The organism is Pseudomonas sp. NBRC 111130 (assembly GCF_001320485.1).
GTDB classification, from domain to species: domain Bacteria; phylum Pseudomonadota; class Gammaproteobacteria; order Pseudomonadales; family Pseudomonadaceae; genus Aquipseudomonas; species Aquipseudomonas vlassakiae.
In genome coordinates this window covers 57,484-68,702 of the sequence record NZ_BCBG01000031.1, presented here as the reverse complement: position 1 = coordinate 68,702, position 11,219 = coordinate 57,484, and the positions used below count along the sequence as shown (strand labels likewise).

The following is an 11,219-nucleotide window of genomic DNA, read 5'->3' as shown; positions in this document are numbered from 1 at the left end:
CCCACAATTCAGGCCGCGCAAGCCTTGAAGTCGCTTACTTGGCCGCCTTGATCGCCGCCGCCAGCTTCTTCGCCGCATCGGCCGGGTCGGCCTTGGGGTCGTTGATGTAGTTGGTCACCACATCGAAGAATGCGCCCTGCACGGCCAGCGTGGTGGCCATGTTGTGCGCCATGCTCGGCTGCAGGCCGCCGCTCTTGGCGTCGGCGAGGAAGTCCTTGGCGGAGGTCTGGGCGCAGGCGTCGAAGCCGTACTTGCCCATGTCGGCAAGCATGTCGTTGCGCACCGGGATCGAGCCCTTGTTGATGCTGAAGACCTTCTGGAAGTCTTCACCCAACACCTTGCGGGCGATGTCCTGCTGCCCGGCGGCAGTGCCCTTGTCGTTCTGCTTGAACACCACCAGCGAGTCGATGTTGTACAGGAATGCCTTGTCCGTTCCGGGGAACGGCACGCACTGGTAATCCTTGCCGGCGGTCTTCTTCGCCAGGGTCCACTCGCTCTTGGCCCAGTCGCCCATGATCTGCATGCCGGCCTTGCCGTTGATGACCTTGGCCGCTTCGAGGTTCCAGTCCTGGCCCTTGCCGTCAGGGTCCATGTAGGTAGCGACTTTCTTGAGTTCGGCGAGCGACTTGACCATCTCGGGGCCGGTCAGGGCTTTCTCATCCAGATCGACCAATGCTTTCTTGTAACCCTCCACCCCCATCACCGCCAGCACCACGCTCTCGAAGACCGTGCTGTCCTGCCAGGGCTGACCGCCATGGGCGAGAGGAATGAAACCGGCAGCCTTGAGCTTGTCGGCAGCGGCGTAGAATTCGTCGAGGGTGGTCGGCGCCTTGTCGATGCCGGCCTTCCTGAAGACCTCTGGGTTGATCCACAACCAGTTGATGCGGTGGATGTTGACCGGTACCGCGACATAGTCACCGTCGTACTTCACGGTGTCGGCGACCTTCTTGTCGAGCAGCGAATCCCACTTTTCATCCTTGACGACGTCCTTGAGCACATCGGCGTCGAGCAGGCCGGTGGCAGCCCAGTCCTGGATGTCCGGCCCCTTGATCTGCGCGACACCAGGCGGATTGCCCGCCACTGCGCGGCTCTTGAGTACGGTCATGGCCGTGGCACCACCGCCACCGGCGACAGCGCCGTCCTTCCAGGTGAAGCCATCTTTCTCGACCTGGGCCTTGAGCACATCGACAGCAGCTTTTTCACCACCGGAGGTCCACCAGTGCACCACTTCGACGCTGCCTTTGGAATCGGCGGCAAGGGCACTGAGCGGCAGGAGCGAAGCGAGGGAGATCGCGGTTGCGAGGCGGAGGGACGAATTCATCGGAGTACCTTTCTTGTTGTTATGCCGGCAAGTCGATCGCTTGCATTGCATGGAGTCTAATCAGCGCGCCCGCCTCGTCAGGTAACGAAGCGATGCGCGAATGTCATCGTTTGGTTACATAACCGGCAACGGCAGTTGCCAGGCTTGGCGCCAACGGCAGGCCCGGCAGCAGCACCGCCTGATAGGCGTGATACAGGTCCGGTTTGCCCGGCCATATGCTGCCGGCAGGGCGATTGTTCGCATCGAGTTCGTGGTGCCAGCTGCCGCCAGCACGGTCGATGAAATGGTTGTCGATGAAGCCCCAGAAACATTGGTACCACTGCTCGTAACAAGCTTCGCCGGTTCTGCGCAACAGCGCGGCGGCAGCGGCGCATGCCTCGGCATGCACCCAGTGCAAGCGCTGCCTCACGACCGGCCGGTTGTCCCAGTCCAGGGTGTAGACGAAGCCAGCTTGCCCATCGGCGTTCCAGGCGTGGCAGCAGGCACTGTCGAACAGGCCACGGGCGCAGGCCAGCAGCCAGTCGGGGGCGGGCAGCCCGGCCAGTTGCAGGCTGGCTTCCAGGTGCAGCAGTAGGCGCGCCCACTCCAGAGCGTGCCCGGGCGTGGTGCCATAAGGGCGGAAGTGGTCGGCCGGATGCTCAAGGTTGTAGTGCGGCACTGGCTGCCAGAGCGCGTCGAAATGCTCGATGACCCGGTAACCGTTGGCCGTGGCATGGGTGTGGATGATGCGCTCGGCAATGCGTAGCGCCCGTTGCAGCCACAGCGTGTTACCGGTGGCATCGGCCAAGGCCAGGAACGCCTCGGTGGCGTGCATGTTGCTGTTGGCGCCACGGTAGGCTTCCGGCAGCTGCCAGGCACGGGAGAAGGTTTCACGCAGGGCGCCCTCCTGCTCGCACCAGAAGCGCCCTTCGATTACCCGCACAGCGTCCGCCAGCAACTGCGCGGCACCGGCCGTGCCGGCCACCTTGGCGGAACTGGCAGCCAGCGCGACGAAAGCATGCAGGTAAGCGGCCTTGCCACTGTCATGAAGCCCTTCTGGGTGCGCGAACCAACCCTCATAGGTAGCATCCTGCAGCCCGCCGCGCAGCGCCGCGACACCATGCTCGGCGTAGGCCAGACAGCCGGGCACACCTTGGATGTGCGCGAGGGCGAAGCAATGGGTCATGCGCGCGGTGTTCATCGTTTCAGCGGCGGCGTCAGGCGCAAGCTTGCCTGACGCGTCGAGGTTGCCGAAGCCGTCCGGCAACTTCGATGCCTTGGCGAAGGCCAGCAGGCGCAGCCCTTCAGTCATGAGCCAGGCGGCATGAACCGGCGAATCCAGCCAACTGCCGACGGGGAGATCGATGTGCTTCATGGGCCTGCGCGTTCCTTGCCAGTCGTCTGCGAAGTCTAGCCAGCCGTCCGGGCCGGGATGTCACGAAGGACTGCGGTTGTGTCACCAGTTGGTGACACGCCTCAATCCATGCCTCTGGGCAGGTACAGCGTCACCCGCAAGCCCCCTTCGCGCAGGTTGAGCAGGCTCACCTCGCCGCCGTGGCTGTGGGCGATATTGCGTGCGATACCCAGGCCCAGCCCATAACCCTGCTGCTTGCCAGCCAGGCGAAAATGCGGCTCGAACACCTGCTCCATCTGCTGCTGTGGCACGCCTGGGCCCTGGTCATCCACCTGCAGGACGAAGCCCTCGGGGCTGTCGATGATGCGCAGGCGTGCCCGCTCGCCATACTTGATGGCATTGTCGATCAGGTTGCCGATGCACCGGCGCAGGGCAAGTGGCTTGCCAGGGTACGGCGACACGGCTCGCCCCTCGAGGGTGATCCGGCCGTCCCCCAGGTACGGCTCGGCGAGCATCTCCAGTACCTGATTGAGCTCGATCGGCTCGATGTTCTCGTGGATGTCGGTGTCCTTTACACACTGCAGAGCCCCTTTGACCAGCAGTTCCAGCTCGTCGAGGTCCTGGCTGAACTTGGCCTGCAGATGCTCGTCCTCGAGCAGTTCCACACGCAGGCGCAAACGCGTGATCGGCGTACGCAGGTCATGGGAAATGGCGCTGAACAACTGGGAACGCTCGGTCAGGTAACGGCTGATGCGCTCGCGCATGCTGTTGAACGCCCGCCCCACTTCGACCACTTCGCTGCCGCCGCCCTCGGCTACCGGCGCCACATCGGCGCCCAGTGACAACTCTCGTGCAGCGCGTGCCAGGCGCTTGAGCGGCCAGCTCTGCCAGTGCACCAGCAAACCGATGAACAGCAGCAGCAAGGCGGTGGTCAGGACGATGAAGCCAATCTGCTGACGCGGCAGGCGTTCGGTTTCGAGGCTGGTATAGGGCTCGGGCAGCAAGGACGCGATGTACAGCCATTCGCCCTGGCCCAGGCGGATCTGGGTCACCAGCACCGGCGGGTTGAGCGGCTCCAGGGTCAGCGAGTAATGTGCCCACGAGCGCGGCAGTTCATCGAGCTTCAGGCCGCTGTTGAAGATGCGCAGGTCATCGGGGGCGACGAACTCGACAGAAATCTCCATCTGCTCGCCGAGGCGTTCGTGCAGCACTTGCCGGAACACGTCGATCACCACCTGCTTGCGCGGCGTGATGGGCAATACCGGCATATCCAGTGGCTTGTCATTGAGCGACACGAAAAAACGCGTCCCCCCCATGCTGCGCAGTTGATCGAGCACCATTGGCCGATAGGCCACCGGCAGCGAGCGGAAATAGCTGACGCTGGCGCTCATGGAGTGAGCCAGGCTCGAGGCACTGGCGCGCAGGCCCTGCAACTGGCTGGCACGCAACTGGGCGACCCAGATCAGGCTCGACAGGCCCTGTGCCAACAGCACCACAAGTAGGGTCAGCAGCAGCATGCGCCCCAGCAGCGAGCGCGGCAGCAGGCGCCAGCGCCGCTCAGGAAGCGCAGCAGACATGGGCCGCCAGCAGGTAACCGCTGCCACGCACGGTACGGATCAGCCGCGGGGGCTTGTCGGTGTCGCGCAAGCGCTGGCGCAGGCGGCTGACGGCCATGTCGACGATGCGGTCCAGCGGCATCGGCTCGCGGCCTCGGGTGGCGTTGCCGATGGTGTCGCGGTCCAGAATCTGCTGCGGATGATCGAGAAACAGCTTGAGCAGAGCGAAGTCGGCACCCGACAGCATCACCTCTTCACCATCGCGGTGGAACAAGCGATGGCTGATCGTATCCAGACGCCAGTCATCGAAGGCCAGCACGGCACTGGCTGGCGCCGCCAGGCCGAATTCGCTGCGGCGCAGCAGGGCCTTGATGCGCGCCTGCAGTTCACGGGGGCTGAACGGCTTGCCCAGGTAATCATCGGCACCCAGTTCCAGGCCGATGACGCGGTCGGCTTCATCGGAGCTGGCGGTCAGCATGATGATCGGTACCCGCGACTGGCGTGGGTGTTGACGCACCCAGCGGCACAGGCTGAAGCCGTCTTCGTCAGGGAGCATGACGTCGAGGATCACCAGGTCGCAGGGGGTGTTTTCCAGGGCGCGGCGAAAGCCCTGGCCGTCAGCCTCGGCGTGGACCTGGAAGCCGGCGCGGCTCAGGTAGGTTTGCAGCAGTTCACGAATTTCCTGATCGTCATCGACCATCAGGATGGACTTTCCGGCAGTGCTCAAGGTATCCCGCCCTCATTGTTTGTCACAGGTCTTCGTTGCCTGCTATTGGGGTCGCTTCGCGCCCCTTCGCGGGCATGCCCGCTCCCACATGGTCTGGCGTAGAACCTGTGGGAGCGGGCGTGCCCGCGAAGGGGCGCAAAGCGGCCCCAGTCAGTGTTCCAGCGCCTGCTGTAATGCCACCCCCGCACCCAGCAGTCCAGAGAATTCTGCTGTCACCAGCCACACCGGCACACCCGCGAAGTAACCGCTCATGCAGCCCTTGTCGGCAAAGCTGGCGGCAAAACCACTGCGCAGGAACAGCTCGGCAAATCGCGGTATCACGCCGCCGACAATATAGACCCCACCACGCGCGCCCAGGGTCAGCACATTGTTACCAGCCACGCGCCCAAGGAACCGGCAGAACTGCTCGATCACCGCCAGCGCCCGTGGCTCGCCGCTCAACGCAGCATCGGTAATCTGCGCCGGGGATGTGTGTCGGGGCGTGTCGCCGTCCAGCGCGCACATGGCCTGATACAAGCGCACCAGGCCACCGCCGCTGAGTACGGTCTCGGCGCTGACGTGGCCGATCTGGCTGTGTATCTGCTGATGGATCGCCGCCTCCCGGGCATTGCCCACCGGCAGGTCGACATGCCCGCCCTCACCCGGCAGCGCTTGCCAGTGCTGCTCGCCCAGGCGCAACAGGCTGCCGACGCCAAGACCAGTGCCCGGGCCAATCACCAGCGCCGGCCGCAGCGGGTCTGCCCGGCCTGCGCAGACCTCACGGTACTCACCGGGTTGCAGGCGGGTCATGCCCAACGCCTGAGCAGAAAAGTCGTTGATCAGCAGCAGCCGCTCGACCTGCAAGGTCTGGCAAAACGCCTTGTGGCTGAGCCGCCAATGGTTGTTGGTGAAGCGGAATTCATCGCCATCGACCGGCCCAGCCACCGCCAGGCACACCGCTGCCAGGCCGCCACGGGCGATGCCGTGGCTTTCCAGGTAAGCCTCGATGGCCTGCTCCGGGCTGGTGTAGTCGGCCGCGGCGAAGACCTTCACCTGGCACAGCTGGTTGTCACGCCACAACGCAAAACGGGCATTGGTGCCACCGATGTCGCCAACCAGCAGGTCCTTCATTTGAGGTTCTCCAGGGCCGAGGTGAAGGCACTCGCGCCCTGCTCTGCCGGGCTGAACGCCATGCGCATGAAACCGAACAGCTCACGGCCGCAGCCCAGGTCGTTGCCCTGGGGCGCGGGCGGCAGGTCACGGCTGGCCAGTTCTTCTGCCGATATCATCACCCGCAGCGTACCTTCGACGCCATCGACCCGCACGATATCACCATCGCGCACGCGTGCCAGCGGCCCACCATCGAACGCTTCGGGGCAGACGTGGATAGCCGCCGGGATCTTGCCCGAGGCCCCCGACATGCGCCCGTCGGTCACCAGCGCGACCTTGTAACCACGGTCCTGCAGCACGCCGAGGAACGGCGTCAGCTTGTGCAGTTCGGGCATGCCGTTGCAACGCGGCCCCTGGAAGCGCACCACGGCAACGAAATCGCACTCCAGTTCACCGGCCTTGAAGGCATCGGCCAGCGACTGCTGGTCATGGAACACGCGAGCCGGTGCTTCGACTACCCGATGCTCAGGCGCAACGGCCGAGACCTTCATCACGCCACGGCCAAGGTTGCCTTCCATCACCCGCAGGCCACCTTCGGCCGAGAATGGCCGCGCCACCGGGCGCAGGATGCTCTCGTCCAGGCTCTGCTGCGGCCCTTCGCGCCATACCAGCTTGCCGTCGTCGAGGAACGGTTCCTGGGTGTAGCGGCGCAGGCCGTGGCCAGCCACGGTGTTGACGTCCTCGTGCAGCAGGCCGGCGTCGAGCAGCTCACGAATCAGGAAGGCCATGCCGCCAGCGGCCTGGAAGTGGTTGATGTCGGCCTTGCCGTTGGGGTAGACGTGGGACAGGGTCGGCACCACCTCGGAAAGGTCGGCCATGTCCTGCCAGGTCAGTTGGATGCCGGCCGCCTGGGCGATCGCCGGGATGTGCAGGGTGTGGTTGGTCGAGCCGCCGGTGGCGTGCAAGGCGACGATAGCGTTGACCAGCGCTTTCTCGTCGACGATCTCGCCCAGCGGCATGAAGCTGCCGCTGGCCTTGGTCATGCGCGTGACCTGTTGCGCCGCCTCGGCGGTAAGGGCATCGCGCAGCGGTGTGTACGGGTTGACGAACGAGGCGCCGGGCATGTGCAGGCCCATGACCTCCATCACGAGCTGGTTGGTGTTGGCGGTGCCGTAGAAGGTACAGGTGCCGGGGCTGTGGTAGGACTTCATTTCCGACTCCAGCAGCTCCTCGCGGCTGGCCTTGCCTTCGGCATAGCGCTGACGCACGTCGGCCTTCTCTTTGTTGGAAATACCGGAAACCATCGGCCCACCCGGGACGAATATGGTGGGCAGGTGACCGAAGCGCAGCGCGCCCATCATCAGGCCAGGGACGATCTTGTCGCAGATGCCGAGCATCAGTGCAGCGTCGAACATGTTGTGCGACAGCGCTACCGCCGTGGACATGGCGATGACTTCGCGGCTGGCGATCGCCAGTTCCATGCCCGGCTCGCCCTGGGTCACGCCATCGCACATGGCCGGCACGCCGCCGGCGAACTGGCCGACCGAACCGACCTCGCGCAGGGCCTGCTTGATCTGATCAGGGAAATGCAGATACGGCTGGTGCGCCGAGAGCATGTCGTTGTACGACGAAACGATGGCGACGTTGGCCGCGTTCATCAACCGCAGGGTCTGCTTGTCCTCGGCACCGCAACCGGCCACGCCATGGGCGAAGTTGGCGCATTGCAGGCTGGCACGCATGGGCCCGTCACTGGCCGCGCCACGAATCAGCTGCAAGTAGCGTTCGCGGGTGGCACGGCTGCGTTCGATCAGCCGCTGGGTGACCTCAAGGATGCGCGGATGCATGTACTGGACTCCAGGCTAATTGTAAGGGCGGTTTACCGGGCGTTTCCCCTCCAAACGATTGCGGCCTAGGCTCAAGGCAGAGGGGCTCGCGATATCGGGGGAGGCACTCCGCACAACCACTCGTTGTATGTTTAAACAAAATACTGCCATCAAAAAGGCTTGTTTTCTATCGCCCAGTGAATAATCTTGTAATTCCAACAACAAAACCGTTTCAGTGAAGCTCCTTTTTGCCACAGGTTTCACTCGGACCGCCAGAGGTACTGCCATGACCCTACGTATCGCCATCAATGGATTCGGCCGCATCGGGCGCAATGTCCTGCGCGCACTGTATACCCAAGGCTACCGCCAGGACCTGCAGGTCGTCGCCATCAACGACCTGGGTGACAGCGCGATGAATGCCCACCTGCTCAAATATGACAGCGTGCACGGCACATTCGATGCGCAGGTCGAGGCCGACCATGAAAGCCTGACGGTCAATGGTGACCGTATCGCGGTCAGTGCCATCCGCAACCCGGCCGAACTGCCCTGGAAGGCCGAAGCGATCGACGTGGTGTTCGAATGCACCGGGCTGTTCACCGACCGCGCCAAGGCCGCCGCACACCTGGCGGCTGGCGCCGGCAAGGTGATCGTCTCGGCGCCGGGCAAGGGCGTCGATGCCACCGTGGTCTACGGGGTCAACCACGATATCCTGCGGGCTTCGCACCAGATAATCTCCAACGCGTCGTGCACCACCAACTGCCTGGCGCCGATCGCCCAGGTGCTGCACCGCGAGTTCGGCATCGAACAGGGGCTGATGACCACCATTCACGCCTACACCAACGATCAGGTGTTGACCGATGTCTATCACAGCGACCCATACCGTGCCCGTTCGGCCACCCAGTCGATGATACCGAGCAAGACCGGCGCCGCCGAGGCCGTGGGCCTGGTGCTGCCGGAGCTGGCCGGCAAGCTCACCGGCATGGCCGTGCGGGTACCGGTGATCAATGTGTCGCTGGTCGACCTGACCGTAAACCTCAAGCGCGAAGCCACCGTCGAGCAGGTCAACCAACTGTTCCTTGAAGCCAGCCGGCATTCCAAGGTGCTCGGCTACAATGCCCTGCCGCTGGTGTCGTGCGACTTCAACCATAACCCGCTGTCGTCGATCTTCGATGCCAACCATACCCGGGCCAACGGGCGGATGCTCAAGGTGCTGGCCTGGTATGACAACGAGTGGGGGTTCTCCAACCGCATGCTGGATAACTGTCTGGCATTGGCCAACGCCCGCTGAGAAGCTCCTGACTCGAGGTTTTTGCCGCCTCTAAGACCGAGCGCCGCCCGCGCGGCGCATCGCGGGCAAGTCGGATCGCCGCACCGCCGCTCCCACATCTATTTCGGGCCAATGTCTCCTGTGCCGCCAACAGGATCCGCCTTGGTGCATGACTGGAGACAGGTGGAGCGGCATCAGCGCCCACCGAGATGTATCGTCATGCCAACAAGGCGGTCCCTGTTGGCGGCACAGGAGTTACTGGCCCGAAACAGATGTGGGAGCGGGCTTGCCCGCGATGCGCCGCGCGGGCGGCGCTCGATCTCATAGGCGCTAAAAATCCCAAGGCAAACACCCCGGCCCCACACGATCTTTACCTTTTCCTAACAATTCCAGCCTTGACCTGACCATAAGATGATAAGCATTATCATTCACCTTTCGTCGGCCAGGTCCCCCCGTGAGTCAGTCCCGGTTCAACTCCGTCTTCCTCGTCCAGCGCCTTTCCCTGCTGCGCACCCTGCAACGCATGGTAGGCAACCCCAGCACCGCCGAGGACCTGCTGCAGGAAACCTACCTGCGGGTGTCCCGCGCCTTGGGCGAGCGGCCCATCGAACACCTCGAGCCCTTCGTGTTCCAGACTGCCCGCAACCTCGCCCTGGACCACCTGCGCACGCGGCGGGTGCGGTCGCGCATGCTGGTCGACGATGTGCCCGACGAGGTGCTGCACAATGTCGCGTCTGCGCACGGGAGCAGCGAAGACGCCGCCCACGCCGAACAACTGCTCAAGCACCTGAGCGTCAGCCTCAACCAACTGACTGAGCGCCAGCAGCGCATCTTCATCCTCAGCCGCCTGCACGGCGCCAGCTACCTGGAGATTGCCGAGCAACTGCACGTCTCGGCCAGCACCGTTCAGAAGGAACTGAAACTGATCATGGCGATCTGCATGGGCGTGGCCGATCGGCTCAAATGAGCCGACCGCAGGCGTGCAGAATGTGGCGTAATCCTTGCCATGCTTCGCCCCAGCCTTGATCATTCGCAAAAATTGCCGCAAGGACCCACCGTGACCGACAGCCCCGTCACTCGCTCGTCAGCTACCGGGCCCGACGCCCGCGCCCGTGCGCTGGACGAGGCGCTGGACTGGCTCGTGCGCCTGCAATGCGCCAGCGAGGCCGACACCCTCGCCTTCGAACAATGGCTCAGCGCAGCACCGGAAAACGCCGAAGCCTACGTCGAGGCCGAAGCCTTGTGGAACGGCACCCCGCTGCGCCTGGCTGCCCTGCACCTGCACCAGCATCAACGCCGCTCGCTGCGCGGGCGCCTGCGGGCGCACTGGAAGCCACTGGCGACCGCCGCCGTGCTGCTGGTCGGGCTGTTCACGTTCGGCAACCTGCCGGTGCGCCTGCAGGCGGACCACCTGACCGTGGTCGGCGAGCGCCAGCGCCTGGAGCTGGATGACGGTGCCAAGGTCCTGCTCAACACCAATTCCGCCTTCGCCAGCGACCAGCAGGGCGGCCGCCAGGTCGCACGCCTGCTGCAAGGCGAGGCGTACTTCCAGGTGCCCGGTGACGCCAAGCTGCCGCTGGAAGTGCAGGCGGGGCCCGTGCGTGCGCACGTGCGCGACACCGATTTCGCCGTGCGCTACCTCGACGGCGAGGCTCAGGTTCGCGTGCAGCGCGGCGACGTCGACCTGCAAGCCGCCAGCGACCAGCGCATTCGCCTCAGTGCCGGCGACAGCATCAGTGTCGGCCCGCACGGTTTCGGCCAGCGCCAGCGCCCGGACATGCACAAGGACCTGGCCTGGGTCGACGGCCGCCTGGTGTTCGAGAACTGCCCGTTGAGCCAGGTACTGGCGGAAGTGCGGCGCTATTACCCCGGCTGGATCATCAACCGCAACGACCACCTCGGCGACATGGCGGTGACCGGCAACTACCGTCTCGACCAGCCGCTGGAAACGCTACGCGCCCTGGCCCATATCACTTCTGCGCAGCTGCACGAATTCCCCGCCGTCGTGATCATCAACTGACCGACAAGTTTTTTTACGCGATCGCGCAACCCCGCCCGTCTCGTTATAGCCAATGCAACTGATTCTTGTTTGAAAACAAGAAC

General features: G+C 64.3%; 9 protein-coding genes. 3 read left to right on the top strand and 6 right to left on the bottom strand.

Annotation, left to right across the window (positions count from 1 at the left end; genetic code table 11):
- Nucleotides 1-34: 34 nt before the first annotated feature.
- From APH33_RS15570 to edd, 6 genes are all read right to left on the bottom strand, one after another.
- Entirely contained in the window at nucleotides 35-1,321 is a 1,287-nt protein-coding gene (locus tag APH33_RS15570; protein ID WP_054885998.1) for an ABC transporter substrate-binding protein, read from the bottom strand.
- A gap of 103 nt (nucleotides 1,322-1,424) precedes the next feature.
- On the bottom strand, nucleotides 1,425-2,675 hold the full coding sequence (locus tag APH33_RS15565; RefSeq protein ID WP_054885997.1) for an AGE family epimerase/isomerase: 1,251 nt from the start codon (nucleotides 2,673-2,675) through the stop codon (nucleotides 1,425-1,427).
- Nucleotides 2,676-2,776: 101 nt separating this feature from the next.
- Complete coding sequence (locus APH33_RS15560) at nucleotides 2,777-4,231, bottom strand: ATP-binding protein (RefSeq protein ID WP_054885996.1); 1,455 nt, start codon at nucleotides 4,229-4,231, stop codon at nucleotides 2,777-2,779.
- Nucleotides 4,212-4,937 (bottom strand): two-component system response regulator GltR, encoded by a 726-nt coding sequence (gltR, locus tag APH33_RS15555; protein ID WP_054885995.1) that lies wholly within the window; start codon nucleotides 4,935-4,937, stop codon nucleotides 4,212-4,214. The genes APH33_RS15560 and gltR overlap by 20 nt, the downstream gene beginning before the upstream one ends.
- A gap of 150 nt (nucleotides 4,938-5,087) precedes the next feature.
- On the bottom strand, nucleotides 5,088-6,047 hold the full coding sequence (locus APH33_RS15550) for a glucokinase (RefSeq protein ID WP_054885994.1): 960 nt from the start codon (nucleotides 6,045-6,047) through the stop codon (nucleotides 5,088-5,090).
- Nucleotides 6,044-7,870 (bottom strand): phosphogluconate dehydratase, encoded by a 1,827-nt coding sequence (edd, locus tag APH33_RS15545; RefSeq protein WP_054885993.1) that lies wholly within the window; start codon nucleotides 7,868-7,870, stop codon nucleotides 6,044-6,046. Before edd ends, APH33_RS15550 begins: the two co-directional genes overlap by 4 nt.
- A gap of 265 nt (nucleotides 7,871-8,135) precedes the next feature.
- On the opposite strand from edd, the gene gap reads away from it, so the two are divergent.
- From gap to APH33_RS15530, 3 genes are all read left to right on the top strand, one after another.
- Nucleotides 8,136-9,137: a type I glyceraldehyde-3-phosphate dehydrogenase gene (gene gap, locus APH33_RS15540; RefSeq protein ID WP_054885992.1), complete on the top strand. Its 1,002-nt coding sequence runs from the start codon at nucleotides 8,136-8,138 to the stop codon at nucleotides 9,135-9,137.
- Between the two features lie 433 nt (nucleotides 9,138-9,570).
- On the top strand, nucleotides 9,571-10,083 hold the full coding sequence (locus APH33_RS15535; RefSeq protein ID WP_054885991.1) for an RNA polymerase sigma factor: 513 nt from the start codon (nucleotides 9,571-9,573) through the stop codon (nucleotides 10,081-10,083).
- Nucleotides 10,084-10,173: 90 nt separating this feature from the next.
- Nucleotides 10,174-11,136, top strand: a complete 963-nt coding sequence (locus APH33_RS15530; protein ID WP_054885990.1) for a FecR domain-containing protein — start codon at nucleotides 10,174-10,176, stop codon at nucleotides 11,134-11,136.
- Nucleotides 11,137-11,219: the final 83 nt, after the last annotated feature.